At 68.7% G+C, this 25,320-nt stretch carries 23 protein-coding genes; 11 read left to right on the forward strand and 12 right to left on the reverse strand.

The window, feature by feature from the left end; genetic code table 11:
- Positions 1 to 3 precede the first annotated feature (3 nt).
- Genes ACV7NL_RS06300 through ACV7NL_RS06320 form a run of 5 tightly spaced genes read right to left on the reverse strand, consistent with a single transcriptional unit; the run spans position 4 to position 2,971 of the window.
- Positions 4 to 375 carry a YidH family protein gene (locus ACV7NL_RS06300; RefSeq protein WP_018044296.1) on the reverse strand — a complete coding sequence of 124 codons (372 nt, stop codon included), beginning with the start codon at positions 373 to 375 and terminating at the stop codon, positions 4 to 6.
- On the reverse strand, positions 372 to 1,262 hold the full coding sequence (locus ACV7NL_RS06305; RefSeq protein WP_018044295.1) for a LysR family transcriptional regulator: 891 nt from the start codon (positions 1,260 to 1,262) through the stop codon (positions 372 to 374). Before ACV7NL_RS06305 ends, ACV7NL_RS06300 begins: the two co-directional genes overlap by 4 nt.
- Positions 1,259 to 2,068, reverse strand: a complete 810-nt coding sequence (locus ACV7NL_RS06310; RefSeq protein ID WP_018044294.1) for an anti-sigma factor family protein — start codon at positions 2,066 to 2,068, stop codon at positions 1,259 to 1,261. The genes ACV7NL_RS06305 and ACV7NL_RS06310 overlap by 4 nt, the downstream gene beginning before the upstream one ends.
- Positions 2,065 to 2,574, reverse strand: a complete 510-nt coding sequence (locus tag ACV7NL_RS06315; RefSeq protein ID WP_018044293.1) for an RNA polymerase sigma factor — start codon at positions 2,572 to 2,574, stop codon at positions 2,065 to 2,067. The genes ACV7NL_RS06310 and ACV7NL_RS06315 overlap by 4 nt, the downstream gene beginning before the upstream one ends.
- Positions 2,575 to 2,587: 13 nt before the next feature.
- Complete coding sequence (locus tag ACV7NL_RS06320) at positions 2,588 to 2,971, reverse strand: COG4315 family predicted lipoprotein (protein ID WP_018044292.1); 384 nt, start codon at positions 2,969 to 2,971, stop codon at positions 2,588 to 2,590.
- A gap of 538 nt (positions 2,972 to 3,509) precedes the next feature.
- Here ACV7NL_RS06320 and ACV7NL_RS06325 point away from each other — a divergent pair.
- Entirely contained in the window at positions 3,510 to 4,256 is a 747-nt protein-coding gene (locus ACV7NL_RS06325) for a phosphatase PAP2 family protein (protein WP_018044291.1), read from the forward strand.
- A 147-nt stretch (positions 4,257 to 4,403) separates the two neighbouring features.
- Here the strand turns inward: ACV7NL_RS06325 and lspA are convergent, their stop codons facing one another.
- Both lspA and ACV7NL_RS06335 read right to left on the reverse strand, forming a co-directional pair.
- Entirely contained in the window at positions 4,404 to 4,931 is a 528-nt protein-coding gene (gene lspA / locus ACV7NL_RS06330) for a signal peptidase II (RefSeq protein WP_018044290.1), read from the reverse strand.
- A 4-nt stretch (positions 4,932 to 4,935) separates the two neighbouring features.
- Positions 4,936 to 7,119 carry a heavy metal translocating P-type ATPase gene (locus tag ACV7NL_RS06335; RefSeq protein WP_056172884.1) on the reverse strand — a complete coding sequence of 728 codons (2,184 nt, stop codon included), beginning with the start codon at positions 7,117 to 7,119 and terminating at the stop codon, positions 4,936 to 4,938.
- A gap of 99 nt (positions 7,120 to 7,218) precedes the next feature.
- Between ACV7NL_RS06335 and ACV7NL_RS06340 the strand changes: the two genes are divergently transcribed.
- The gene (locus ACV7NL_RS06340) at positions 7,219 to 7,620 is read left to right on the forward strand and encodes a MerR family transcriptional regulator (RefSeq protein WP_056172886.1); all 402 of its coding nucleotides are present in this window, start codon (positions 7,219 to 7,221) and stop codon (positions 7,618 to 7,620) included.
- Positions 7,621 to 7,842: 222 nt separating this feature from the next.
- On the opposite strand, the gene ACV7NL_RS06345 is transcribed toward ACV7NL_RS06340, so the two are convergent.
- The 3 genes from ACV7NL_RS06345 to ACV7NL_RS06355 form a co-directional block, all read right to left on the reverse strand.
- Positions 7,843 to 11,088 carry an efflux RND transporter permease subunit gene (locus ACV7NL_RS06345; protein WP_056172889.1) on the reverse strand — a complete coding sequence of 1,082 codons (3,246 nt, stop codon included), beginning with the start codon at positions 11,086 to 11,088 and terminating at the stop codon, positions 7,843 to 7,845.
- An 11-nt stretch (positions 11,089 to 11,099) separates the two neighbouring features.
- Positions 11,100 to 12,479, reverse strand: coding sequence for an efflux RND transporter periplasmic adaptor subunit (locus tag ACV7NL_RS06350; RefSeq protein ID WP_056172891.1), 1,380 nt, complete (start codon positions 12,477 to 12,479; stop codon positions 11,100 to 11,102).
- Positions 12,480 to 12,621: 142 nt separating this feature from the next.
- A complete protein-coding gene (locus ACV7NL_RS06355; protein WP_463355211.1) occupies positions 12,622 to 12,984 on the reverse strand; it encodes a hypothetical protein in 363 nt (120 codons plus the stop codon).
- A gap of 239 nt (positions 12,985 to 13,223) precedes the next feature.
- Between ACV7NL_RS06355 and ACV7NL_RS06360 the strand changes: the two genes are divergently transcribed.
- Positions 13,224 to 13,646, forward strand: a complete 423-nt coding sequence (locus ACV7NL_RS06360) for a MerR family transcriptional regulator (protein ID WP_056172894.1) — start codon at positions 13,224 to 13,226, stop codon at positions 13,644 to 13,646.
- Between the two features lie 35 nt (positions 13,647 to 13,681).
- Here ACV7NL_RS06360 and ACV7NL_RS06365 read toward each other — a convergent pair whose 3' ends face one another.
- Together ACV7NL_RS06365 and ACV7NL_RS06370 are read right to left on the reverse strand one after the other, a co-directional pair.
- Positions 13,682 to 14,485: a TIGR02391 family protein gene (locus ACV7NL_RS06365; RefSeq protein WP_056172897.1), complete on the reverse strand. Its 804-nt coding sequence runs from the start codon at positions 14,483 to 14,485 to the stop codon at positions 13,682 to 13,684.
- Between the two features lie 112 nt (positions 14,486 to 14,597).
- Positions 14,598 to 15,398 (reverse strand): pentapeptide repeat-containing protein, encoded by an 801-nt coding sequence (locus ACV7NL_RS06370; protein ID WP_056172900.1) that lies wholly within the window; start codon positions 15,396 to 15,398, stop codon positions 14,598 to 14,600.
- 452 nt (positions 15,399 to 15,850) lie between these two features.
- On the opposite strand from ACV7NL_RS06370, the gene ACV7NL_RS06375 reads away from it, so the two are divergent.
- The 8 genes from ACV7NL_RS06375 to ACV7NL_RS06410 all read left to right on the forward strand — a co-directional run bounded on the left by ACV7NL_RS06375 (position 15,851) and on the right by ACV7NL_RS06410 (position 25,119).
- Positions 15,851 to 16,651: a hypothetical protein gene (locus ACV7NL_RS06375; protein ID WP_056267031.1), complete on the forward strand. Its 801-nt coding sequence runs from the start codon at positions 15,851 to 15,853 to the stop codon at positions 16,649 to 16,651.
- A 151-nt stretch (positions 16,652 to 16,802) separates the two neighbouring features.
- On the forward strand, positions 16,803 to 16,982 hold the full coding sequence (locus ACV7NL_RS06380; protein ID WP_156630143.1) for a hypothetical protein: 180 nt from the start codon (positions 16,803 to 16,805) through the stop codon (positions 16,980 to 16,982).
- Positions 16,983 to 17,292: 310 nt separating this feature from the next.
- Complete coding sequence (locus ACV7NL_RS06385; RefSeq protein WP_463355212.1) at positions 17,293 to 18,336, forward strand: hypothetical protein; 1,044 nt, start codon at positions 17,293 to 17,295, stop codon at positions 18,334 to 18,336.
- A 338-nt stretch (positions 18,337 to 18,674) separates the two neighbouring features.
- Positions 18,675 to 19,457: a metallophosphoesterase gene (locus ACV7NL_RS06390; protein ID WP_056172911.1), complete on the forward strand. Its 783-nt coding sequence runs from the start codon at positions 18,675 to 18,677 to the stop codon at positions 19,455 to 19,457.
- A 463-nt stretch (positions 19,458 to 19,920) separates the two neighbouring features.
- Positions 19,921 to 21,327, forward strand: a complete 1,407-nt coding sequence (locus tag ACV7NL_RS06395) for an AAA family ATPase (RefSeq protein ID WP_244473811.1) — start codon at positions 19,921 to 19,923, stop codon at positions 21,325 to 21,327.
- A 176-nt stretch (positions 21,328 to 21,503) separates the two neighbouring features.
- Entirely contained in the window at positions 21,504 to 22,361 is an 858-nt protein-coding gene (locus tag ACV7NL_RS06400) for a metallophosphoesterase family protein (RefSeq protein ID WP_056172914.1), read from the forward strand.
- Between the two features lie 95 nt (positions 22,362 to 22,456).
- Positions 22,457 to 22,948: a hypothetical protein gene (locus ACV7NL_RS06405; protein ID WP_162239587.1), complete on the forward strand. Its 492-nt coding sequence runs from the start codon at positions 22,457 to 22,459 to the stop codon at positions 22,946 to 22,948.
- A 149-nt stretch (positions 22,949 to 23,097) separates the two neighbouring features.
- Complete coding sequence (locus ACV7NL_RS06410; RefSeq protein WP_162239588.1) at positions 23,098 to 25,119, forward strand: AAA family ATPase; 2,022 nt, start codon at positions 23,098 to 23,100, stop codon at positions 25,117 to 25,119.
- Positions 25,120 to 25,320: the final 201 nt, after the last annotated feature.

Genomic DNA, 25,320 nt, shown 5'->3' on the forward strand with positions numbered 1-25,320 from the left:
CCGTCACGCCCAGAGCAGGGCGGTGGCAGCGAGGCCCGAGATCGCGATGAGCAGGGCCGCAACCCCGACGGTGAGGATGCGCGGCATCATCGGGATCTCGGCATGAGCGAGTCGCGCCCGGATCGCTCGGTCCCGCCATGCGGCGCCGGCGAACGAGGCGAGCGCACAGGCGATCAGCGTGAGCGACAGCACCTTCAGTGGCCAGACCGCCAGCACCTCTCGCAGGAAGCGCTGCGCGGCCAGGCCGACGCCGAGGAAGGCGAGCCCGGTGCGAAGCCACGCCACGAAGGTGCGCTCGGCTGCCAGCACCGTGCGGTCCTCGGCGAGCCTGACCCGCGGGTCGTCGGGGGGAACGGGTTTCGCGGGCTCGCTCATTCGGCATCCGCCGTTGCGATCAAATCGAGCAGCGCGTCGGCGGCCCGGCTGCGGTAGCGCTCCTTGTGGCGCAGTACCCGGAACGGCCGGCTCGGCAGGGCGAACGCCGCCCGTACCAGGGTCCCGGCTCGAAGCGCTGCGGCGACCACGGTCTCGGACAGCACGGCGGCCCCGCCCCCGGCCTCGACGGCGGCGCGGACCGCCTCGTTCGAGGGCAATTCGAGTGTGACTTGGAGTTGAGCCGCAGCGAGGCCGGCCGCACCCAGCGCCGCCTCAAAGGCCGAGCGGGTTCCCGATCCCCCCTCGCGCAGCACCCAGTCGGCCCCGGCGAGGTCCTTGGGTTCAAGGGCGGTCGCTCCGGCGAAGGGATGGCCTGGGGCGACCACGAGGACGAGCTGGTCATGAGCAATGGTGGTGCTCGCGAGCGTCGGGTCGTCCAGCGCCCCCTCGACGAAGCCGAGTTCGGCCTGCCCGGCGCGGACCGCATCGGCAGCGTCGGTGGTGTTGCCCACCGCCAGCCGGATGGCGATCTCAGGGTAGGCCCGGCGGAAGGCGACAAGGTGGCGCGGCAGCCAGTCGCTGGCGATGGTCTGGCTGGCGTAGAGGGCCAGCGTCCCGCGTCGCATGCCGCTGAGGTCGGCGAGCACCAGCTCGGCGGCCTCGGCCCGGGCGAGCACCGCGCGGGCCTCGACGAGGAACACGCGTCCCGCCTCGGTCAGCTCGATCCCGCGGCCGACCCGATGGAACAGCTTGGTCGCGTGTCGTCCCTCGATATTGGCGATCGCCGTGCTGACCGCCGACTGCACGAGGTTCAGCGCCTCGGCAGCCCGGGTTACGTGCTGCCGCTCGGCCACCGCCACGAAGATGCGGAGTTGGTCGAGGGTCATGGTTGCCGCGGCGGAACCGGCAATCCACGGACCTGCGCGTCAACCGCCTGCGCGACGGTCAAAAGCCGCGCTTCGTCGGTGCGACCGGTGACGACGTAGGACATGCCGCCATCGACCCAGGAGAAGGCGGCGACGTCGCCCTCGCGGGCGAAGCGGAACACCGTGCGGCCATCCGCATCGCCTACGCGGCTGTAGAGCGTCAGCCGGGTGCCGTGATCGTCATCGTACATCAGCATCGCGGCGGATTCGGAACCCGCCGGCAGCAGCCGGCCCCCCATCAGGCGGAAGCCGTAGGCCGTGAGGTCGGGGGTGGTCACCGCCCGGCCGAGGCGCTTCGAGAGCCACGTCACGAGGTGTGGCTTCTCATCGGCGCGCACCTCCACTGGATGCACCGCCTCGACCACGTAGGTGCGGAAGGCCGCCACCGCGTCGTCGGTCGCCGGCTCGGTTCGCGCGAGCGTGACCGTGGGTACCTGCCGCGCGGCATGGCCGAACCAGCCGGCGGCACCGCCAACCGCGAGGCAGAGCACGGCCGCAGCCGCGACCGGAAGCCAGCGCCCGGTTATCGGGCGATGTCGCGAGCGGATGTTGGCCACCCGGAGCCGCGCCGGGATCGCCTCCTCGGCGATCGGCGCGAGGCGGGCACGCAAGCGCTCGCGCAGGGCGCGATCCGCCGAGACCTCGGCCGCCCGCGCGGGGTTTCCCCTGAGCCATGCCTCGACCAGTGCCTGCCGCTCCGGTTCGAGACGACCGTCGATCAGGCCGTGCAGGTCGTCCTCGCCGACCGGGCGTGGATCCCCGCTCATTTCACCCTCCTCAACAAGCCGGTTCGGCCCGTTTCCAGAAAACTTCGCATCCGCTCCCGGGCTCGGCTTAACCGCGACATCACCGTGCCCAGCGGTACTCCGAGCACCTGCGCCGCTTCCGCATAAGACAGATCCTCGACCGCGACGAGCAGTAGCACTGAGCGCTGCTCCTCGGGCAGGGCGTCGAGTCCGGTGAGCACGTCGCGTGCCCCCATAACGGCCTCGGGGTCGGCACCCGGATCGGGCACCTGCTCCAAAGCCTCAGCGCCGACATCGATGCCGCGCCGGCCCCGGCGTCGAACAGTGCCGAGGAACAGGTTGCGCTCGATCGTGAACAGCCAGGCTCGCAGGTCGCCGTCGCGGCGACGTCCGGACCAGCCGGACAACGCCCGCTCCAACGTGTCCTGGACGAGGTCATCCGCCGCTTCGCGGTCCCGCAACAGTGCGACTGCGTAGCGCCGCAACGCTGGGATCTGCGGTTCGATGAGGGCGGCGATCTCGTCCACGAGGCTTTACCGATCAGGGCTTGGCGATGTGCCATGCACCGTTGAGGAATCCGTCGCCGGTGATGTCGCCGGGCTTCGTATCCTTGGCGAAGGTGTAGAGCGGCTTGCCCTTGTAGGCCCACTGCATCGTGCCGTCGTCCCGCGTCACCATCGTCCAGTCGCCACTAGCAGCCGAGCCGGAGGCGGCCATCAGGGCCGGCCAGTTGGCGGCGCAGGGGCCGTTGCACATCGACTTGCCGCCCATGTCCTTGTCGAAGGTGTAGAGGGTCATGCTCTTGGCATCGACGAGCGCCGGCCCCTTGGCAGTCTCGGCCGTCATCGCAGGCGCAGCGGCCTGGGCGGCGGCGGCGGAGAAGGCGAAGGCCGCAAAGGCAGCGCGGATCAGCATGGTGTGCATGAGTGAGGTCTCCCGCGGTCGACCATGACCGCATCGGGAGAGATGCCGAACGGGCGCGTCTATTCCACTGACACACGAAAAAGATTGGTGACGTCAGCGTGACCGCCGACTCGTCCTCAACCACGGCATACGGCCGTCACCCAGGAGCAGTCAGAGGAATGATGCGGCGGCGTCACCACTCTGAAAGGCGGAGATCCGAGATCATGCCCTCGCACGGCGAGATCGACTGCAACGTCTGCTTTCGAGAGATACGTTGGCTTGCTCTTACGGCGTAGTTGGGTCGGAAGCGGACGGTATCAAGCGTCAGGTTTCGACCACTAGGCCTCGGGGTCGATATCCGACGTTTCAGGCCCTCCTCCACAGGGATCTCGGCGTGGATGCGACCATTGCGGGCAACAAAGGTGCGGGTTCTCCTTGGCTCGCCGCTCACCGCGGGGGAACGGGCGAGGATCCGAACGGGTTCTTCGGCTCTGCCGCATGAGGCGGTGAGTGTCCCGAGCCAGCAACCGTCAAGGGACCGATCCAGGAGTTCGGGCGCATGAACCAGTCCTCTCCGTCCGCCCGTGCCGGTATCATGGCGCGCCTCGGCAAGCGGGAGATCGGTCTGCCCGTGACGCTGTTTTGCGTCGCCGCCCTCATCCTCGGGTTTGGTCTCCTGGCCGACAAGGTCATGGAGGGCGGCACGATGGGGTTCGACACCCGCGTCGCCCACTTCTTCCGTCCACCCGGCGCGGCTGGTCCGATTGGACCGGATTGGCTGCACGAGATGGCCCGGGACGTGACCTCCCTGGGCAGCATGGTGGTCCTCTGCTTCCTCATCGCGGCTGTGGCAGGGTACCTGCTCCTGATCCGCAAGCAGGGGGCCGCGGTCCTGGTGGTGGGATCGATCCTGGGCGGGACGGTCATCAGCTTCGGGCTGAAACTCCTCTTCAACCGGCCCCGACCCGAGATCCCCGGCGGCATCCAGGTGTTCACCGCCAGCTTCCCTAGCAGCCACGCCATGCTCTCCGCCGTGACTTACCTGACACTCGGCGCCCTCATGACGCGCGTGGCGGCGGGCGCTCGCCTGAAGGCGTACTTCATGGGGCTGGCCGTCTTCCTCACGGTCGTCGTCGGGCTGAGCCGGGTCTATGTCGGGGTCCACTACGCGACCGACGTGCTGGCAGGCTGGTGCGTGGGGTCGGCCTGGGCGGTCCTGTGCTGGGTCGTGGCCCTCCAGCTTCAGCGACGCGGTCAAGTCGAGAAGCCCGACCATGTCGCGGGCGAGGCCGGCATCGAGGCATAGGACCCCATGCGCCGTTCTTCCTAAACGCATCCTCCGCCTGACTGAAGGGACGGACGCATCCCAGCATTCGTTCAATTAGCAGGACCGCATCGTCCATGCCTGCGGCCAGGCCGTTCGACCATTACGGGCACGACCGAAATGACGCCGTTAAGGGACCCGTAGGGCGGCCCGATCAAGCGGCGCTGGTGGTCTCGGCCCGCCCGGCTTGCCGACTGCCTCCCAAGCTATCAAGGCGGCCCCGAGGCTGATCCAGATATCGGCCATGTTGAAGGTGAACCAATGCACCTCCGCCGGGTGCAGGTCGAGGAAGTCCGTGACGCGGCCGTCCACCCATCGGTCGATGAGGTTTCCCAGTGCACCGCCGGTCATGATGGCGAAACCAACTCCTTCCGACGCTCCGGTCGCGCGGAATGCCAACCGGGCAACGTAGGCCGTCAGCATTCCCTGAAGCGCAAGAAGGACGACCAAGGACGTCGCGTCATGCGCCGGAAGCAGGCTGAAGCTGATGCCATGATTGAACGCGAGCCTGAGGTCGAGCATCGGCAGTACCGCGTGCACGGTTTCGTCGGAAAGCCTGTCGACCGCCAGCGCCTTGGTCCACAGGTCGGTGCCCGCCGCGGTCACAGCGATTACGACGAGGGCGCCGAACCCGGCCCTTTCCCGTATGAGACGCATCGGCTCAAGCCCGGAGCAGGCGAAGGGCGTTGGCCGTCACCAGGACGGTCGCCCCGGTATCCGCCAGGATGGCCGGCCATAGCCCAGTGATGCCTGCGAGCGTCGTCACCAGGAACACGGCCTTGAGCCCCAGCGAGATGGCCACGTTTTGGTGGATGTTGCCGAGCGTCGCCCGGGACAGCGCCACGAGGGCGGCCACGTCCGATACCCGGTCGTTGAGGATGGCCGCGTCAGCCGTCTCCAGTGCCGCGTCTGTGCCGCCGCCCATGGCAATGCCGACGCTGGCGGAGGCGAGCGCGGGGGCGTCGTTGATGCCGTCGCCGACCATAGCGACCGGGCCGACCTCCTTCAACGCGCCGATCTCGGCGAGCTTGTCGGCCGGCAGCAGGTCGGCCCGGACCGATAGTCCCAGGCCCTTGGCGATGGCCTCGCCGGTGCGCCGGTTGTCGCCGGTCAGCATCACGCATTCGACCCCAAGCCGGCGCAGGGCCGCGACGCCGGCGGCCGCATCCTGTCTGGGCTCGTCCCGGACCGCCACGACGCCGAGCGCCTCTCCGTCCCGAACCACGACGACGGCGGTCTTGCCGGCTTCCTCAAGGGCCTGCACCGTCGCTTCCGCTTCCGGCGAGAGGCTGGCCAGCGTCGCGGCGTGGCGCGGGGATGCCACCGCGACCGTGCGACCGGCGACCGTGGCCTGGACGGCCTTGCCGGGAACCGCACGGGCATCGCGTACGGGGCGCAGGGGGATGGCGTCGGCCTCCGTACGTTCGAGGATCGCACGAGCGATGGGGTGGCTCGATCCGGCCTCCACCGTCGCCGCGAGCCCGAGCAGGGTGCGATCCGTCATGTCCGGGGCAAATGGGAGGACGTCGGTGACCCTTGGACGCCCTGCCGTGAGCGTCCCCGTCTTGTCGAACGCGACGGTACGCACCCGTCCGATGGTCTCCAGGGCGGCGCCGCCCTTCACCAGCAGTCCCCGCCGCGCTCCGGCGGCAAGACCCGAGGCGATGGCGGCCGGGGTCGAGAGCACGAGGGCGCAGGGGCAGGCGATGAGGAGCAACGCCAGTCCGCGATAGATCCAGGTGCCCCAGTCGGCGCCGAGCAGCAGCGGCGGGCCAAGCGCCGCCAGCGCGGCGACCGCGAAGGCGACCGGGGTGTAGACGGCGCTGAAGCGGTCGATGAACCGGGCGGTCGGCGACTTCGAAGCCTGCGCCTCCTCCACCATGTGCAGAATGCGGGCGACGGTGTTGTCCGACGGCATCCGGGTGACCCTGACCTGCAGGGCCCCGTCCGCATTGACGCTGCCGGCATAGACGGCGTCCCCGACCTCCTTTGGCCGGGGCACCGATTCCCCCGTGATCGGGGACTCGTCAAGGCTCGACGTGCCGTCCGTGACCTCGCCGTCCGCAGGGACGCGGTCACCCGGGCGCACCAGCACGGTTTGGCCGATCACCAGGGAGGCGGCCGCCACCTCACGCACGGCGCCGTCCCCCTCGACCAGGCGCGCCGTCTTCGGCACCAGGCCCACGAGGGCCTTGATGCCGGCCCGGGACCGGCCCGCCGCAAAGCCTTCGAGCATCTCGCCAACGGTGAAGAGGAGGACCACCACCGCCGCTTCCTCGGCGGCATGGATGGCGAGCGCCCCGATGGTGGCGACCGACATCAGCATCTCGATGGAGAAGGGCGAGCCGTTGCGGGCGGCGGCGATGGCGCGGCGTCCGTAGAAGGCGAGACCCAGGAGCGCGCCGGGCCAGTAGGCGTATTCCCCGGCCAGCCCGGGCCGAACCGTCTGCAGGAGAAATCCGCTTGCGAACAGGACGGCGATGCCCAGCGCCAAAAGCCCCTTGCGGCTGCGCCAGGCGGGGGACTCCGCCTCCTCCTCGACGATGGCCGAGGCCGCGATGCCCGTTGCCTGTGAGCGGGCGAGGTCGGCCGCGGTCGGCAGGGACCCGACGCCATAGCCGAGCCCCGTGATCCGGTTCTCCAGGTCCGCCCTGGGTGTCGAGCCCTCGTCGAGCACGAGGTCGAGGACCTGGGCCGTGTAGTTCACGCGGACGTCGCGGACGCCGGGCATGCGGGTTACCGCTGTTTCGATCTTGGTCGCGCAGCTCGGGCAATCCATGCCCTTCACGCGGTAGCGCAGCGCGGCGCCTGCGGGGACCGCTCCCGATGTTCCTGGCCCTGACATGGCAAGCTCCGTCGACCCGGGCCTCGCGCCGAAGGGTCTGAGGCCCTACATGCACCCTGTAGCAACTACAGGGTCAAGGCCATGGCGCACGCACCCCCCATGACCATCGGCGACTTGGCCGCGGCGACGAACACCCGCGTCGAGACGATCCGGTGGTACGAGAAGGTGAAGCTCCTGCCGGCGCCGGAAAGGTCGGCGGGCAACTACCGTCTCTACGGTCCGGAGCACCTGCGCCGCCTGAGCTTCATCCGGCGGGGACGGGACCTCGGCTTCACGGTCGACCAGATCCGGGAGCTTCTCGCCATGGCCGACGACCGCGACCGGTCCTGCGCCGAGGTCGACACCATCGCCCGCGCCCACCTGGCGCAGGTCGAGCGCAAGCTGGCCGACCTGACCCGGTTGGCGCATGAGCTGCGCGACGTCATCGGTCAGTGCGGCTGCGGGTCCGTCGCCGACTGCCGCATCATCGAGGCTTTGTCTCCCCACGGGGATCCGTCCTGAGGATGGATCGGCCCCGTCGGCATCAGGTGGAAGTGCGTCCTCCCGCCGATGTTGCAGAGGCAGTACAGAAGGTAGACGCAGGCCGGGATGGCGATGAGGGCCAGGGCGAACGCCCGGCCGGCCGCGCGACGGACGTGGGGCCTGACGCGGCGTCGGCGACGTGGGCCGCCGCCGCCCCAGTCGGCGATGGTTCGGGCGACCTTCTTGCTCATGCCGACCCTCCTACTCGGCGGCGCGGAGATGCGGTTGGACCGGCATGGGCCGATCCTTCCTCTCGGGAGCGACCGCATCGGCAAACCTAGCGTAGAGAGCCGGCAGGACGACGAGGGTCAGCAGGGTCGCCGAGATGAGCCCGCCGATGACCACCGTCGCAAGGGGACGCTGGATCTCTGCCCCGGTCTCGGTCGCCAGCGCCATCGGTACGAACCCGAGGGATGCCACCAGCGCGGTCATCGCCACAGGACGGAGCCGGGTCATGGCGCCCTCCATGATGGCCTCGCGCCTTGGCCGTCCCTCGGCGATGAGCTGCTTGATGTAGGTCAGCATCACCAGGCCGTTGAGCACCGCCACCCCGGACAGGGCGATGAAGCCGACGGCCGCGGGCACCGAGAACGGCATGCCACGCAGCCACAGGGCGGCGATGCCCCCGGTCAGTGCCAAGGGAACCGCGCTGAACACCAGGAGCGCGTCCCGGGCCGAGTTCAGGGCCGAGAACAGCAGCAGGAAGATCAGGAAGAAGCAGACCGGTACGACCACCATCAGGCGCTGGCGGGCGGAAGCCAGGTTCTCGAACTGTCCGCCCCAGGTCACGTAGTAGCCGGCCGGGAGCGACACCCCAGAGGCCACCTTGTCCTGCGCCTCGGCCACGAGCGAGCCGATGTCACGGCCCCGCACGTTGGCGGTGACCACGACGCGGCGCCGGCCGTTCTCGCGCGAGATCTGGTTCGGGCCCTCCGTCACCGAGAAGCTCGCGACCTGCTTCAGGAGCACCGACGCGGCGCGCCCGTTTGGTCCGGGAGGCAACGGCACCGGGATGTTCTCCAGGGCCTCGCGGTCCTCGCGCACCTTGTCGTTGAGGCGCACGACGATGGGGAAGCGTCGGTCGCCCTCGAAGACGACGCCCGCCTCGCGGCCCCCGATGGCCGCCCCGATGACGTCCTGGATCGCGGACGTGCTCAGTCCCAGGCGGGCCGCCTCGGCCTTGTTGATCCCGATCTCCAGAAACGGCAGACCGGCCGTCTGCTCGACCTTGACGTCGTCGGCGCCCTCGACCCCGCGCAGGATGGCGGCGATCTGGTTCGCGGCCGCGGTCATCGCGCCCAGATCATCGCCGAAGACCTTCACGGCGAGGTCGCCGCGGGTGCCGGCCAATAGCTCGTTGAAGCGAAGCTGGATGGGCTGGGAGAACTCGTAGACGTTGCCCGCGAGCGCCCCGAGGGCCTTCTCGATGCTCTCCTGCAACTCGGCCTTGGACAGGTCCGGGTCCGGCCATTCGGCTTGCGGCTTCAGGATGACGAAGGTGTCCGACGAGCTCGGCGGCATCGGGTCCGAGGCGACCTCGGCGGTGCCGGTCTTCGAGAAGACGTAGGCGACCTGGGGGAACCGGCCGATGGCCTGCTCGACCTTTAGCTGCATGGCCTGCGATTGCGACAGGGACGTCGACGGGATGCGCTGGGCGTTCAACGCGATGCTTTTCTCGTCGAGCTGCGGGATGAACTCTTGCCCCAGACCCCTGAACAGGACGCCGGCTCCGACGAGCAGCACCAGGGCGACCGCGACGAACAGCATGGGCACGCGCAGGGCGGCCCCGAGGACAGGGCGGTAGGCGGCCTTGATCGCCCGGACGAAAAGGTTGTCGGTCTCGGTGACCTTGCCGGTGATGACGATGGAGATCATCGCCGGGACGAAGGTGAGCGACAGGACGAAGGCCGCGACCAGGGCGATGATGACGGTGAGTGCCATTGGCTCGAACATCTTGCCCTCGACCCCGGTGAAGGTGAGGAGCGGCACGTAGACGAGGATGATGATGGCCTGCCCGTAGAGGGAGGGCTTGATCATCTCCTCGGCCGAGACCCGCACGGTGGCGAGGCGCTCCTCCAGGTCGAGCTTTCGCCCGAGTTCCCCTTGGCGTTCGGCGAGGTGGCGAAGGGCGTTCTCGGTGATGATGACCGCCCCGTCGACGATGAGGCCGAAATCGAGGGCCCCAAGGCTCATCAGGTTGGCGCTGATGCGCCCCTGGACCATGCCGGTCATGGTCATCAGCATCGCCACCGGGATGACGAGGGCCGTGACGATGGCCGCGCGGATGTTGCCGAGCAGCAGGAACAGGATCACCACGACGAGGGCGGCGCCCTCGGCCAGGTTCTTGGCGACCGTCCGGATGGTGGCCTCGACCAGGACCGTGCGGTTGAGGACCGTCTGGACCTCGACGCCGGGCGGGAGCGTGCGCCGGATGCCGGTCATGCGCGCGTCGACCGCGGCGGCGACGGTGCGGCTGTTCTCGCCGATGAGCATCAGGGCGGTGCCGATGACGACCTCCTGCCCGTCCTCGCTGCCCGACCCGGTGCGCAGATCGCGCCCGATCCGTACCTCGGCGACGTCGGAGATGCGGACCGGCACGCCGCCGCGCGTGGTCACGACGACGGAGCCGATGTCCTCCATGCTCTCCAAGCGGCCGGCGGCGCGCACGACGTAGCCCTCGCCGTTGTCTTCCAGGTAGCGCGCGCCCTGGTTGGCGTTGTTGGCCTCCAGCGCCCGGCCGATGTCGGCGAAGGACAGGTCGAGGGCCGTCAGCCTCATCGGATCGGGCTGGACGTGGTACTGCTTCTCGAAGCCGCCGATGCCGTCGACGCCGGCCACGCCCGGGACGGTCCTCACCTGTGGGCGGATGATCCAGTCCTGGACCGTGCGCAGGTAGGCCGTGCGTTCGAGCTCCGTCGAGAGCCTCTGGCCCTCGGGTGTGAGGTAGCTGCCGTCCGGCTGCCAACCGGGTTTACCGGGCTTCGAGACCTTGCGCTCAGCAGGTTTCGCGTAGTGCACCGACCACATGTAGATCTCGCCCAGGCCGGTCGAGATCGGCCCCATGCGCGGCTCGACCCCGGACGGCATCGCCGCCTCAGCCTCCTGAAGACGCTCGGCGACCTGCTGGCGGGCGAAGTAGATGTTCGTCGCCTCGGAGAAGACGGCGGTGACCTGGGAGAACCCGTTCCGGGATAGCGAGCGGGTGTATTCCAGGCCCTTGATGCCTGCGAGCGCGGTCTCGACCTGGTACGTGATGATGCGCTCGATGTCGTTCGGCGAGAGCGAGGGCGCCGTGGTGTTGATCTGCACCTGGTTGTTGGTGATGTCCGGCACCGCGTCGATGGGAAGCTTCGTCAGCGAGAACACGCCGAACCCGGCCGCGAGCAGCGACAGGAGCACCACGAGCCAACGCTGATGGACGGAGAAGTCGAGGATCTTCGAGATCATGGCGGCCGCCCTCAGTGGTCGTGGTCGGCTTCGGCCTTGCCGAGCTCGGCCTTCAGGACGAAGGAGTTGGCCACCGCGACCTCGTCGCCGGGCTCCAGGCCTGCGAGGACCTCGTAGGCATCGTCGTCCGCCTTGCCGAGGGTCACCTCCCGCTTCGAGAAGCCCTCCTCGGTCCGCACGAACACCACCTTCTCGCCGCCGATGGTCTGGATGGCGGACTTCGGCAGCCGCACCGCGACCTTGTCCTGGGCGATCTCGATCTCGGTCGTGACGAAGGTGCCCGGGCGCCAGGACATGTCCTTGTTCGGCAGGGCGACGATGACCCGGGCCGAACGCGTCTCCGGGTTGAGGATCGGGCTGACGAAGACGACCTTGCCCTCGGGGCGGGGAGCATCCTGGCCGCCGACGATGGTCACCCTGGCGCCCTCGCGGACCTTGGACAGCTCGGTGGTGGGGACGGGGAGCTCGATCCACAGTGAGGAGAGGTCGGCCACGGTATAGACGTCGGCTGGGTCGCCCTCGCTGCCGACCTTCGTGCCGACGTCGACCTTACGCTCCACGATCCGCCCGGCGAGGGGAGACCTGAGCTCGAAGCGGCGCAAGGACGATGAATTCGGGGTGGTCTCGTCCTTCTTGGCCGCGGCGGCGACCTCGGTCGCGTTCAGTCCGAGGGCCGACAGCTTCTGGCGGGAGAGGTCGACGCGCAAGGTCGCCTCGGAGTAGGCGGCCTTCGCGTTCAGGAAGGCCGATTCCGCCGAGATCCTCTTGTCCCAGAGGGCCTGCTGCCTGTCGAAGTTGGTCTTTTCCAGGTCCGCCTTAACCGTCGCCGTGAGGAAGTCGCTTTTGGCATCCGCGACCTCGCGGCTGTCGAGGACGGCGACGATCTCGCCCTTGGCGACGTCCTCGCCGAGGCGCTTGCGCATCTCCGCCACGGTCCCGGCGACCCGAGCCGGCACCCGGGTGATCCGGTCGGCGTCCTGGGCAATGGTGCCGGGCACCAGGAGGTGGCGCGAGAGCGTGCCGCCCTCGACCTTGGCAAGCCTGATGTCCTGTTCGGCGGCCTGCTCGGCCGTCATCTTGATCCTGTCCTCGCCCTCCTCGTCGTGGCCGTGCGCCTCGCCCTCGGCATGTTTCCGGGCACCGGCATTGGGCTTGGTCTCGCCCTTGGCGTGCCGCGGCTTGCCGGCGACCTGCCCATGGTCGTCCTCGCCGGGCTTGGTCTCGACGCCCTCCGACGCCGTCTCGCTCGCGGCGTTCGTTTGCGGGGCTTTGGGGGTCGGCGACAGGCCGGCGGTCGCAAGGGCGCCTCGCACGACCTCAGAAACCTCTGGGAAGGCACCGCCGATGGCGATGCCGATGGCCAGGAAGGCCAAGGACAGAAATGTTCGCATGGGAGAAAAGGCCGTCTTGCCTGGGATGCCGTTCGGCCGCACGCGCGGCTTCTGACGGTCCCATACTGATCACGCTCGATGAGGGAGCCGGCACCTGATTAGATGGCCGGCTGACCCGCGCCACGGAGGTGGCGAGGTCACCTCAGGCGCGGGGAGGCCTTGGCAAACGGTCCGGCGAGACGGACACGACCACGACGTCCAGCGGCGCGTAGGAGAGGCGCCCCTTTTCCGCGGCGGGAGCCCGGAACGGTCCATCGGGACTGATGGCCTGGTGGCAGCCGCAGCTCGCGTGGCAGGCCGGACAGCCATCCGGACGGCCCGGGGACGTGCCGTCCGGGGCCGCCGAAACGGAGAGTTCGGAAGCGGAGGCGCCGTACGGCTCGGCAGAGTGGATGGCGTCGGGAGCGAGGAGCGCCAGGACGAGTACGAGCGACAGCGCGCGGACGGTGGTCACCCACCAGCCGCGCATCGCCTCATAGGCCCTGGTCGGGGAACCTGCGCTCATGGGCGCCTTATGAACCATTCGATGCTGTTCGTACATGCCAAGACATAGGGGTCCTACGCGGCTTGATCCCGCAAGCGCGCGGGCTGCCATTCAGCCAGGTGGGCTTCACCCCGTTCGTGTCGAGAGGGCGCAGCGCGAAGCGCTTCGTCCCGCGGACGCTCGTGGATTGACGATGGCCTGGGTTCCCCACCGAGCAGGATTGCCGTATTTTCTCCAGTGGCTAGAGGAGAGGGCGGGAAATGAAGTCGTTCGCCATCGGCGCGCTTTCCGAAAAGACCGGCGTGAAGATTCCGACCATCCGCTATTACGAAAGCAACGGGCTGCTACCGGCTGCCGCGCGAACAGACACGAACAGGCGCAGCTACGACGACGCCACGGTCCGGCGCCTCAAGTTCATCCGGAATGCCCGGGCTCTGGGTTTCGAGGTAGATGCCATCCGTACGCTGCTTGATCTCGCGGACCAACCGGATCTTCCGTGCGCCGAGGTCGAGGCCATCACCCGTCGCCACCTTGCCGACATCGATGACCGTCTCGCCCGCCTGTCCGCCCTCCGGGAGGCGGTGCAGGCCACCGTCGATCAATGCGAACGGGGACGCATCAGCCACTGCCGTGTCATTGAGGTTCTGGCCGACCATGAGCCCGGCGTGTCCGAGGACCTCTGACCCGGGATCGACATGCACTCCACCCGATGCGGGCTTTAGACCCGCGGCGGGTTCGTTGCCCCATCCAGCCGGCGATGGATCAACGAAACGAGGGTCAGGAGGTCCTCGGCATCCGACTTCGCCATGGCCCAGTGAACCTTGGGAGCATGGGCCGTCGGGTTCCTGAACATCCCGAAGACGCCCTTGACGAGGTTCGCGAACCCCTTCTGCTCCGAACGCTCGCTCTCGGAGGACAACGCGTTGACGGCCAGCAGTGGCGGACTGCCGCCCAGCGCCCGTTCGACGAGCGTGCTGCCGTCGTCGGTCAGGCCGGTTCTCGCCCGTAGCTTGGCTGCAACGCTCTTTACCGCTTCGAGCACGGCATGAAAGTAGTTGTCGGCCAGGAGTTCCTCACGGCAGAACACCAGGACGTCGGGATGGGTGCCGCGCGATTGGAGGTCCGCGCGGAGCTCATTGGCACGTCGGCGGGCTTCCGGGAGGGTTTTCGCCTCCGTGGACGGGACCAGGCTCCCACTCTCGTCGACCGCCAGCGCCGAGAAGGCCAGCGCCGCGTTCAGCCTTGTGCGGAGAGGCTCGAAACGTTCAGGCTGGCGCAAGTAACGCCCTGGCTTCATCGCCTTTCGGATGAAGGCGAGGATTGCGAGCCTTTCGCGTCGGGCGTTCTGGCTCGCACCGAAGGCATTGTAGAGTCGGTGCCGCTTCGCGAGTACCGGTGACGGGTCCGGGATGCCGCAGGTTTGCAGGAGATGCTCGATCTCCCCGCCCGTCAGCCCATCCCCGGTATCGCCGAGGGCATCCGCGAGAGCCTCAAGCTCGCCCTGCGAAAAGTGTTTCTCCATTCGATGCTACGCCCCGTGTCCCCGGTCCCGTGGAAAGAATACGAAAGCTCCGAGGATCCTGTCGAAGGGGTTGGAGGGCATCCACCGCTCCGCGGGCGCCCAGGTGGCAGGGTCAGTCGGGAGCCTGCGTGATCGCGCGGTCTGCGTTTACGCGTGCCGTCCAGCCCTTCACGCTCTCCTGACCCTTGAGGGACACGAGTCGCGCACCGCTGACATCCACGTTCTTGAAGTCCGCGCCCGCGACCGTGGCTCCAGTGAGGTTGGCGCCTGACAGGTCCGAGCCCATCAGTACCACGTCGGTCAGGTCCGCGTCCGTGAGGTCCGCGTATTCTAGGCGCGAGCGCCCGAGGTCCGCTCCCTTCAGGTTGGCGCCCCTGAGGTTCACCGAGACGAACACCGCGCGCATCAGGCCCATGGACTGGTTCTTGATATCGGCGCCGCCCTTAAGGTCGACGAGCGTCGCCCCGCTCATGTTGGCGCCCTTGAAGTCGCCGATGGGCGTGGACCGGCTGAGGTCGGCTTCGCTGAGGTTCGCGTCGCGGGCGGTGATGCCGAACATCTTCGCGCCGACGAGCTTGGCGCCAGAGAGGTCCGCCTTGATGAACCAGGCCTGTTCCAGGTTCGCCCCGGTCAGGTCGGCGCCGCGCAGGTTTGCCTTGTTGAGGCGAGCGGTGCGCAGGTTCGCACCCGTAAGATTGAGGCCGGAGAGGTCGAGGCCTGCGAGCGCCCTATCGGACAGGTCGATGGGCTTGCCGTTGGCCCTGGCGATCATCGCCTCGACTTCCGTCCGGGTCATCTCGGCTCGGGTCATCGCGGCCGAGCCCATGTCGGCACCGAGCAGCAGGTCCTGCTCGGCATGGGCGGGAGCCGGCAGCAGGACTGAGGCAAGCAGAAGGGGGGCGAGGCGGCGCATGGTGTCTCCCGTTCGATCCCGCCCAGGCCTACGGGAAGCCTGCGCCTCCCCCATGGCATCGCCCGAGCGGAATTCTGTTCTGTGTCGAAGGTTGTACTCGGGTTCGTCCCGCTCGTCCGTGCCTGGCTGCGTCGCCGCTCCGTCTCAGCGGCGTTAGAACTCGCCTCATGCCGGAACGGCATCCTGATCTGATGCGGCAGACCTCGGTACGACAGCTATCGGTACGGGCGCCATCGTGACACCGGGATCATGCAGCGGGTTACGCTCCCTCTGACCTGCCTCCCTCGTAGTCGCTTCGCTTATCGGACCGCCCATCGAGGCGGCCAGGGACTGCTTAACCCTGGCTCGACGCAAATCTCTAGTGACTAGAGATTTTTCTTGAATTCAGATCTTCTCCCAAGGTACTATTTGCATGTGCCCGAGAGGCACCAACCGATTGCGGAGTTTCCGTGATGAACATCGGGTTCTTTGCCGACGACAGCTCGGCCTGCCACGCCGCCCTACTTGCCAATAGTGCCCTCAATCGAGAGGGGATGCCTGGCTCCGGCATCCTCGCCGGCGGGCACAACATCGCCGATGCCGTCCCCGCGTACCTGGACGAGGCTGCCGCCAGCCAGAGCCACCTGATGCTGGCGCTTCCCCTCGCGCTACTCGGCGACATCTCCATCCGGAGCCGGCTCGATCTGGCCGTCGTCTCCTTCGGCCCCGAGCCGCTGGCCCATGATGGAGCCCGGCGCGCCATGGCCTCGAAGGCCGCCCAGGCCACGGATGCCTTGTCTCCGCCCTGGATGCTCGCTTCTTGCAACCGGGCGCTTCCGGAAGCCTCCCGCGCCCTGCCCATCCGGATCGGAACGTTGCGGCGTGCGGATGCCGCCAGCCTTCGGGCCGGCTGTACCTGCGGCACCCTGCACTGGCGGGCAATCGGCTTCGCCGCCACGCTGCGCATCGCGGCGGACGACCCCTACGCCACCCGGATCGACCGTGCGCGCGTAGTCCAGGCCATGACCTCCGGCGCGACGGCCGCCGAGATCGAGCTCCGGTCCGACCTGCTCGACCTCGCCGTGGATCTGGATGAACGGACCGCAGACGTGAGCGACCAGAACCCGAACCGGCGTCGCCTGTTCGATCCGTCGCGGCGCATCGCGCGCCGCGGTGCCGGGCGTACGCTCAGGGAGAGCCGGCAACCCCTTCCGGCACCGATGTCCGCAGCGTCCCGCCATTCCGCGGGTTGCGCCTCTTCCCGCCCCGCCTGAACCGGAGGTTGACATGAAAGCTCGCCGCAAAACCCCTTCCGCCCGCCTTCCCTCCCAAGGGTCGGACGCCACGCGCCGGACGCATCCCCGGGACGCCCGAAGGGGCCTGCCCAGGACCAAGTCGCGGATGGCGAGGGAGCGTTCCAGGAGCATGGCCTCGCCCAAGGCTGCCGTCCACGTCGGTGCCGACATCGGCGTCGACTGGGAAAGGCTTCCGGTCCCCCTGGTCCTCGACAGCGATTTCGACTTGGCGGACGAGGAAGTCATCCTCGGTCACGCCAGGTCCATGGCAGCCACCATCCGGGACGAGGAGGACTGGCTGTCGATGTGACCGGAGCCCTCACTCTGCCCGGCAGGGGATCTCGTCTGTGAGACCGACCCCGGGTCCCGTGACGCAGGCCGGGCGAGACACCGGCCTTCGCGTTCCTTCCTCAAACGCGAAGTCAGGGAAAGGCATTGATGCACTTGTTGGATGCACCGTTAACCATAGATTCAATAGTGACTTGCCGAATACGTAAGTCTATTGCTATTTTGGTCGGTTTCGTTGTATTATTCGCTTTCTCAAGATTGATCGTTCGACGCCGCGCCATCACGGATATCCCGTGACGGCGAGCGCGTCCGCATGCTTGCGGAGGGTTCAATTGATCAGCGCATTCTTCGGTACTTTCGGACGGATCGAGGCGGCCCATGCGGCCCTGGTCCTTACCGATGCGCATGCCGCGCTCGCACAACCCGTGAGCCTGATCCGGTTCACGCTCCCGGCCGAGGCAGGCCTACCACCCCGGATCGTGACCGCCGATCCCGTCCGGGTGATCGAGCGAACTGCTGGAAGCGCCCACGGGTGCACGGCCCCGGTCATCACCGAGATCGCGAAGGCGCGGGAGGATGGACGCTGCGCTGTGCTCGACCTGCCGGTCGCCTGGCTTGCCGACACGACCTTGCGCAAGAGTCTCGATGCGGCCGTCCTCACGGTCGGCCCCGCTCCGCTCGACGAGCATGCGGCCTGCCATGTGCTGTCCACGGAAGGAGCTGTACCCCTCGACCCGGCGGTCGGAGGCATCGCCCCGGCCTGGCTGCTCGGGTGCAGCCGCGGGGGAGGCGGACCCGCCGGAACCGCTTTCGGGAGGACGATGGCGCGCCTCGCCGCGGATCTCGCCGGGGAAGTTCCCGTGCGCACCCTGCCGGTGACCCTGCCGCCACTGACCCACTCGGAAGCATCCCACCTGGTCGTAGGTGGCCGTAGCGCCAGGACCCTGTCCGCCGGAATTTGGCTCCTGGCGGCACTCCGGGCCGTGGCGTCCGATCCGCAAGCGGCATCCATCGACGCAGACCGCCTCGCGGCCGCCCTCGGCGTCGATACCGGCATCGTACGGTTGATGGACGAGCGCCGCACCGGAGAACGCCTGCGCGATCTCGCAGATGCCCTGGATGCCATCCGCGACGGAACCGGTCCCGCACGGTCTGAACTCGACGACAGCCCTAGGCTTGAAGACTGGAGGGTGGAAGCGGCGCCGGTGCGCATCCTGACCGGCCGCGTCTACGGCCATCCCAACATAGTCGATGGTCGGAGGGTCTCAACATCCGCGCTCTATGCGACCGACAGCGTCTCGTATGCCCGCACGCTGTCGCGCACCTACACCCTCGGCCGACCCGCCGGCCGCGAAGCCGGAAGCGGGCTACACTGACAGGGCACCATCCAAGGGGGCTCCGATCTCAGGGAGCGCAGCTCCGTTCGGGATCTCGCCGGTCGTAGGACCGCCCCTCGGGGCGGCCACGAACGCCGTCCGTCCATGTCCTTCGCCGTCGAAGCGTAGCCAGGGAACCCAGCGGTTCAGGCGCCGGCGGCCCAGGATCATGGTTCCCTCACAGGGACTTCCACACACCCATTCGTCATCGCAGCGGCGTCGCCGCCCGGATCGTTCTGGGAATGGTCCCGAGCGGCTGCCCCCCAAGGGCGCCTGGGCCATGCCCCGTGACCCGGCGGGTACCGAAACCCTTTCTCACGGATCGAGGGCACCCGACCATGCGAATCTGGATCCTTTCCGACCTTCACCGCAACGTGGGCCGCCCCTGGTTACCCCCGGCGATCCCGGACGCCAACGTCGCGGTCATCGCCGGGGACGTCGGCGAAGGGCTCGTCGAGAGCATCGCCTGGATCGGCGATGCGATCCGTCCTCACATGGAAGCCGTCCTCGTGGCAGGAAACCATGAGTTCTACCGGCGCCGCTTTGAGGCGGAACTCGCCTCGGGGCGCAGGGCCGCAAGAAATTCGGGCATCCACTTCCTGGAGAACGATACTGCCGTCGTTGAAGGTGTGGCCTTCACCGGCTGCACCTTGTGGACCGATTACGAACTCGACGGACCCAATCGGCGCGCGGCTTCGATGGATGATGCACGACGGGGCATGAACGACCACCGCCTGATCTCGACCGCCACGAGCGGCGAGCCGCGGCCGTTCCGGCCCGAGGATGCGCTGGGCGTCCACCTCGGCTCCCGCCGCTATCTCGAACGGGAGCTCGCACGTTCCGTGGGCGTCGACGGCAGGTCCTGTCCTAGCGTCGTGGTCACCCACCACGCGCCGAGCGCCCGATGCATTGCGCCGCGATATCGCGGCGCCTCGCTGAACCCCAGCTTCTCGTCCCGGCTCGACCCCCTCATCGAGAGGTTTCAGCCGGCACTCTGGGTCCACGGCCATACCCACACGTCCATGGATTTCCGGATCGGCGGGACGCGCGTGCTGTGCAATCCGAAGGGGTATCCCGGCGAGAACGCAGCGTTCGACCCCGGCCTCGTCGTCGAGGTCTGAACAAGCCCGCGAGATGCCTTGGCCGCGCGACCCTGCGGCCTGCGCGGCACTGCTGGAACACGCGTCCGATATCGGCCGCCCGGCACCAATCCCGATCCCCTGGAGGCAGATGTCGAACATCCCGGCTCCGACCGCACGGGCGGTCATTCTCAGGCGGTTGCCCCGCGTCCTCCGAGCAGGCCTCGACCCGGCGGTCCGGTACGGGGCCTTGCCGCGGGAGCTCGCTACCGATGCGAGGGCCATCGATGCCGAGCTCGGTGCCCTTGTCGCGACATGGCTCGCCAACCCTTACACCGTCTCCTTCATCCATGACGCCGCGCCGCGCAGCTCCAGGCTGCTGTCCCGGTGCGGGGACATCGTTCGGCGCTCCCGCCTCGGGACGGGCTCCACCGAGCCGGGGAAGGTTCTCTCGGGCGGCCTGGCGGCCCTGGACACGTATTGCGCGAGGACAAACGACCCTGACATGCGCGACATCGTCGGTGCATCCCTCTTGCTCGGCGGATCGGCCCTCGTCCAGCCGCTCGCATCGCGGTCGGCGGCGGCCGTGTGGAATGACCTGGAGCGATTGGAGGAGGTCGCCGCCGCGCTGCACCAGCTGGCGTTGGTCACGGCGACCGCGCAGGACGACCATAGGGTTACCTTCACCGACCTCGGGCTGCCGGATCCATTCCCCCCCGCCGAGATGGGGCCGCAAGTCGTGGACACGGCCGTGGCCGCGTGGCGGGCTGCGCTCGGCCAGGCGTTCCAGAACCTCAAGGCCGAAGCGCGGACGCTGGCGGTCGGCTTGTCGGCCATCAGCGTGGGCCAGACCCTCGACTTCATGGCCGACGACACCCTGGCTGCCCATGCGCGGGCCGTGGGCCAGCAGGCGGTCCAACCATTGGAGCGGCATGCCGCGGACAAGGCCGGCAAGGGCGCCGCCCGCAAGAAGCTGCCGCAGCCACCGAGACCCGTCGCCGACGTTCCCAAGGAGACCGAGGGTGGCGATGTCGCCGTTTGTCCCGGCCATGTCCTCGTCTGTCCAGCGAGCCCCGCCACGGGGGCTGGTAAGGGCCGAGAGGTCGTGCGCGGCTTCGAGCATGCCATCGGCAAGGCCCTTCGCCTCGTTCCGACGCCGTTCCTGCCCGAGGTTCGCGAGCGCCTGCTCAGCGAGTTCTGCCATGCCACGCGGGCGGTCGACGCGATCCTCGGCGAACTTGTCGGGAAGGAATTCGTCCGCATCCCTCCGCTGGTCCTGGAAGGCCCGCCCGGGTCGGGGAAGTCGCGCTTCGTCCGTCGGCTCGGCGAGGAGCTCGGGGTCGGGGTCTACCGCGTGGACGCCTCCAACGATGGCGGGGCATCCTTCGGGGGCACCGAACGCCGATGGTGGAGCGCGGAGCCGTGCCGGGCCTTCATGGCGTGCGCCCGCTACTCTCAAGCAAACCCCCTCGTGCTGGTCGATGAGATCGACAAGGCCCCGACCCGGGCCGAGTACGGCCGCATCTGGGATTCGATGCTCCAGACACTCGAACCCGAGAACGCCCGCCGCTTCCCCGACCCATGTCTGCAGACCGACCTCGACCTCTCCTGGACCTCGGTCATCTGCACGGCCAACGAAACGGGAAAACTCCCGGGCCCCTTGCTAGACCGGCTTCGCATCGTGGCGTTTCCCGCGCCCGGTCCGGAGCACGTTGAGGCGCTGTCCGTCGCCTTGCTCGGCGACATCGCGCGGGAACGCGGCCTCGACCCCGCGTTCCTGCCGCCGCCCGATGCCACAGAATTGCGGGCCCTCCGCCACCGTTGGCGGGGTGGGTCGGTCCGCCGCCTCCGCCGTGCCGTCGAAGCCGTCGTCCGCGTCAGGGACCGTGAACTGGAGGGGCGTCCTCAATGAACCGCTTGGGCAAACTTGACCAAGACGTCCCCGCGCCCGCACGGGGCGTGCCGTCGCAGAGGCGGAGCCCTTCCCCGTCCCGACGCCTTCCCAGATCCTGGGGTAGCGCGGGATCAAGGTCGCACGAGGCTGCGGCCTTCCCCGACGCGACCGGCAAGGTCGAGCATCCTCTCGGCATGAGGTTGTGGGTCCTGTCGGACATTAGGATCGACCTGGATCCCGGGTTCGTCCTGCCTGACCCACTGCCAGAGTTCGATGCGCTCCTCGTGCCCGGCGGCATCGCCGCCGGCCTGGACGCGTCGCTGCACTGGCTAGCGGCGGCCCTCGGCGGGCGGCAAGGGAACCGCCCCGTCGTCATGGTGCCCGGAAACCTCGAATACTGGTCGGGGACGCCGCTAGTCGAGGCCCTCGCAAGGGGACGTCACCGTGCCCGGGAGCTGGGTATCCGGCTGCTCTCCGATGAGACCATCCGGCTGGAGGGTCCGGACGGACGCGGCGTGCACGTGATCGGCGCAACCCTGTGGACGAACTGGTCCCTGGAAGGCGCGTTCCACGGTCGGCTCGCCCGCGTCGGCGCGAAGCATGCCGCCCCCGACTGCGACCGCATCCTCCTGCGACAAGGCCGACCCTGGTCGCCGCTCGACGCACTCGCCGTCCACGCACGCTCGCGCGCCTACGTCGAGGATGCCCTTTCGACCATTGCCTATCAGGCCTTGGGATATCCAGCGCCGCCGAAGGCCCTCGTCGAAGGGGTGAGGCCGGGCGACAGGGCAGTGGTGCTAACCTGCCATGCCCCCTCCCGCCGCTCGCTGCCCGAGGACTGGTCCGGTTGGCTCTGCGATAGCTGGGTAGCGGCCTCGCTCGCTTCCGATCTCGAAGCGGTGATGCAGGAATGGGGCGCACCGTGCCTGTGGGTCCATGGGAACGCACCGTCCCGGGCCGACTACAGGCTCGGGCGCACGCGCGTCGTGGCCAACCCCCGCGGCGACCCCCGAGGGTCGGACTTCGATCCGGCTTGGGTCATCGTCGCCTAAGCAGCCAGCCGTCGAAGCTCGGCGCACCCTTCCCGAAGCGCATCCCCGTCCCGGCTCGGTCCAGTGCCGGGCCCCTTCAACCTGAGCGAGGCCCCATGAAAACCCCTGAAACCACGGTTGATCCCCACGGGACCATCTGCCGCCAAGGCCACGGCTCACCACGTGTGCGGAGGCGGAAGACCACCTGTCCCCTGACGCTCTGGCGCACCCAGGACCCCGCGCGGATCTCGCCCGCCGAGGTCCTGCGTCTGGCCAAGCTGGTCGCCACCATCGAGATCCTCCACGAGCGGCGCTGGAAGGCGGCGCGAACCGGGGACGCAGCCGCGGCCGCTGCCGTCGCCATAGACCATCTCCACGGCCGCGCCTCGCGGACCCGGCTGACGGACGTGATCCTGGGGAACCTCGTCGTGCGGGCATTCGGGGGCGACGCGACCGCGGGCGTCATCATCGCCCACGCGCTGGAAACCCTCGGCCGGCTCGACCCGTCCGACCCGGCCCCGACCCAACTCGCTCGGCGGTGGAGAGCGGCCCCCGCGTTCCACGCCGCCATGCACGGGTCCGGCTCGTCTGGGGCCCGCGTCGACTGAGAGGCGCGGAGACGTGACGACACGGCGCCCCGCCGAACGGGGCTCGCATGCAGGAGGTCACAGTGAGCGGCACCATGACAGACGGCCTCGCCCGCACCTTCATCGACCTGCTTCGGAGGGACGCCACCCACGGGCGGGAAATCATGCCCATGCCCATCGAGGACGATCTCGACGAGACGCTGGGTGTGCCGAGCCGCCAGGAGGCCTTTGCGCCACAATCTCCCCATGCGGACCTCGTCGCCGCCGCCGTGATGCTGGCGCGCGCCATTGATGCAGAGGACGGGCTGCTGCGCGCGCTCCGGCGCAGCGCTCCGGTCGTCACCATCGCCGTCCCCTCCGGCGACTGGACCATGCCCATCGAGCAGGCCGTCAGGATCTGCGCCCTCGGGGCGGCGTGCTCGGTCCGCAACGGCGATACGTCGCGATCCGACTACGGCGGGCCGGAGCGCCGCGAGGCGCTCGTCTTCGCGCGCGACGGTTCCGCGAGCGCTCATCGGCCTGACAAGGGCAACGAGGGCGTCGGGGAGGCCATCCAGTCCGGCCAGGCGGTCATTGGCATCGCGACGGATCCGGCGCGGACCCTGCCGAGGGACCTCGTGCGCGCGACGGAGTATCGGATCGCCATCCGTCCCCTCGACCCTTCCGCCCTCGCCCTCGTCGTCGAGACCGTGACCGGACAGGTCCCGGACAGGACCTTCGACGGCGTACTGGCGTCGTCCTGCGACCTGACGGACCTGCGCCTGTCCGTTCACGCGAACCGCGGGGCCGGCGGCGCGATGGACCGGCTGGAGGCCCTGGTACGCTCCGGGCGCTCGAACGTCGGCGAGGGCCAGCGGTTGGAGGACATGCATGGGCTCGGCGAAGCCAAAGCGTTCGGCCTAGCCCTTGTCGAGGACCTGCGGCTGTGGAGAAATCATAAGATCAGGTTCAAGGACTGCGAGACGGCCGTGCTACTCATCGGGCCGCCGGGATGCGGCAAAACGCAATTCGCACTGGCGCTTGCAAGGAGCACCGGACTGCCCTTGCTCGCCGGGTCGCTGGGGCAGTGGCAGGCGGAGCGGGACGGTCATCTCGGGCATACCTTGGGTGCGATGCGCGCCTACTTCGAAAAGGCGCGCCGGACTCCCTGCATCGCCCTTATCGACGAGATCGACAGTTTCGGCGATAGGAATTCTTTCGCGGAACATCATCGGGATTACAGCAGCCAGGTCGTCAATGCGCTGCTTGAGCACCTGGATGGGGCCGCCTCACGGGAGGGGGTCGTCGTCATCGGCGCCACGAACCACCCGGGCCGCATCGACCCCGCGATCCTGCGCGCCGGCCGGCTGGACCGGCATATTCGGATCGACCTGCCGGGCACCGAGGACCTTCAGGGCATCCTCCGTCACTACCTCGGCGGGGACCTGAAAGATTTCGACCTTCGTCCTTTCGCTGCTCGGCTCAGGGGATCGACTGGTGCCGATGTCGAGGCGCTCGTCCGGCGGGCCCGTGGGCTCGCCCGGCGACGTCCGGGCTCGGCGCTGACCGCAGCGGATCTCGCCGCTGCCGATGCCACGCCCATCCTCGGCGAGGCGATGCGCCTGCGCGCGTCTATCCACGAGGGAGGGCATGCCGTCGCGGCCATCGCGCGCGGTGCGCAGGACGAGATCATCCTATCCGTCCAGGCCACCGGTGGGCTGTCGACGATCAGCCTCGACGCGGCATCGTTCAGCCAGACCGAGGCCGATTTCCTCGGCTACCTGGTCATCGCCCTCGCGGGAAGGGCCGCCGAGGAAGTGATGCTCGGCGAGGTATCCGCCGGCGCGGTTAGCGACCTGGCCGAAGCGACGCGTTGCGCCGTGCAGATGGAAGCTCGCCTCGGCTTTTCCGCCGAGTTTCCCCTCGTGAGCCTCGGATCCGACGGCGAGATCGATCTCGGCCGCATGCCGTGGCTGCTGCGCCCGGTGCAGGACCGGCTGAACGCCGCCTACGAACGCGCGCTCGACCTCATGCGGACGGAGCGGAACGCCCTGGAGCGCATCGCAAGGGCCCTCTTCCGCGACGGCCACCTTGAGAACGCGCAGGTCAGGTCCCTCTTCGCCGGGCCGCCCAGCCGGGACGTCCACGGTGCGCCGGCCTCCTCCAAGGTGTCCCTCCGCCGAAGGACGGAGCACCTGCCGCCGGAGCGATGAACCGTCCCGGGAACGAAGTCACAAGCATCAGCTGTATCGTCGGGAGGCCGTCACATGACATCAGCAGGCATCGCGAGCGTTGGCAGGAGCCCCGGGGGAAGTAGGCAGGGGATGTCCCTACGACTTTCCGCCGACGGTCCCACGTTGTTCGACCAGGGGGTACCCGAGCGGAGGGGGCAGCCGCGGTACAACGGCGATTGC

Source organism: Methylobacterium sp. Ger2507, assembly GCF_055231875.1.

Bases quoted from the DNA above. Each gene is read 5' to 3' on its own strand.
- ACV7NL_RS06300 (WP_018044296.1), bottom strand. From the start codon at position 375: ATGAGCGAGCCCGCGAAACCCGTTCCCCCCGACGACCCGCGGGTCAGG.
- ACV7NL_RS06305 (WP_018044295.1), bottom strand. From the start codon at position 1,262: ATGACCCTCGACCAACTCCGCATCTTCGTGGCGGTGGCCGAGCGGCAG.
- ACV7NL_RS06310 (WP_018044294.1), bottom strand. From the start codon at position 2,068: ATGAGCGGGGATCCACGCCCGGTCGGCGAGGACGACCTGCACGGCCTG.
- ACV7NL_RS06320 (WP_018044292.1), bottom strand. From the start codon at position 2,971: ATGCACACCATGCTGATCCGCGCTGCCTTTGCGGCCTTCGCCTTCTCC.
- ACV7NL_RS06325 (WP_018044291.1), top strand. From the start codon at position 3,510: ATGAACCAGTCCTCTCCGTCCGCCCGTGCCGGTATCATGGCGCGCCTC.
- lspA (WP_018044290.1), bottom strand. From the start codon at position 4,931: ATGCGTCTCATACGGGAAAGGGCCGGGTTCGGCGCCCTCGTCGTAATC.
- ACV7NL_RS06335 (WP_056172884.1), bottom strand. From the start codon at position 7,119: ATGTCAGGGCCAGGAACATCGGGAGCGGTCCCCGCAGGCGCCGCGCTG.
- ACV7NL_RS06340 (WP_056172886.1), top strand. From the start codon at position 7,219: ATGACCATCGGCGACTTGGCCGCGGCGACGAACACCCGCGTCGAGACG.
- ACV7NL_RS06345 (WP_056172889.1), bottom strand. From the start codon at position 11,088: ATGATCTCGAAGATCCTCGACTTCTCCGTCCATCAGCGTTGGCTCGTG.
- ACV7NL_RS06350 (WP_056172891.1), bottom strand. From the start codon at position 12,479: ATGCGAACATTTCTGTCCTTGGCCTTCCTGGCCATCGGCATCGCCATC.
- ACV7NL_RS06355 (WP_463355211.1), bottom strand. From the start codon at position 12,984: ATGAGCGCAGGTTCCCCGACCAGGGCCTATGAGGCGATGCGCGGCTGG.
- ACV7NL_RS06360 (WP_056172894.1), top strand. From the start codon at position 13,224: ATGAAGTCGTTCGCCATCGGCGCGCTTTCCGAAAAGACCGGCGTGAAG.
- ACV7NL_RS06365 (WP_056172897.1), bottom strand. From the start codon at position 14,485: ATGGAGAAACACTTTTCGCAGGGCGAGCTTGAGGCTCTCGCGGATGCC.
- ACV7NL_RS06370 (WP_056172900.1), bottom strand. From the start codon at position 15,398: ATGCGCCGCCTCGCCCCCCTTCTGCTTGCCTCAGTCCTGCTGCCGGCT.
- ACV7NL_RS06375 (WP_056267031.1), top strand. From the start codon at position 15,851: ATGAACATCGGGTTCTTTGCCGACGACAGCTCGGCCTGCCACGCCGCC.
- ACV7NL_RS06380 (WP_156630143.1), top strand. From the start codon at position 16,803: ATGGCCTCGCCCAAGGCTGCCGTCCACGTCGGTGCCGACATCGGCGTC.
- ACV7NL_RS06390 (WP_056172911.1), top strand. From the start codon at position 18,675: ATGCGAATCTGGATCCTTTCCGACCTTCACCGCAACGTGGGCCGCCCC.
- ACV7NL_RS06395 (WP_244473811.1), top strand. From the start codon at position 19,921: ATGCGCGACATCGTCGGTGCATCCCTCTTGCTCGGCGGATCGGCCCTC.
- ACV7NL_RS06400 (WP_056172914.1), top strand. From the start codon at position 21,504: ATGAGGTTGTGGGTCCTGTCGGACATTAGGATCGACCTGGATCCCGGG.
- ACV7NL_RS06405 (WP_162239587.1), top strand. From the start codon at position 22,457: ATGAAAACCCCTGAAACCACGGTTGATCCCCACGGGACCATCTGCCGC.
- ACV7NL_RS06410 (WP_162239588.1), top strand. From the start codon at position 23,098: ATGCCCATCGAGGACGATCTCGACGAGACGCTGGGTGTGCCGAGCCGC.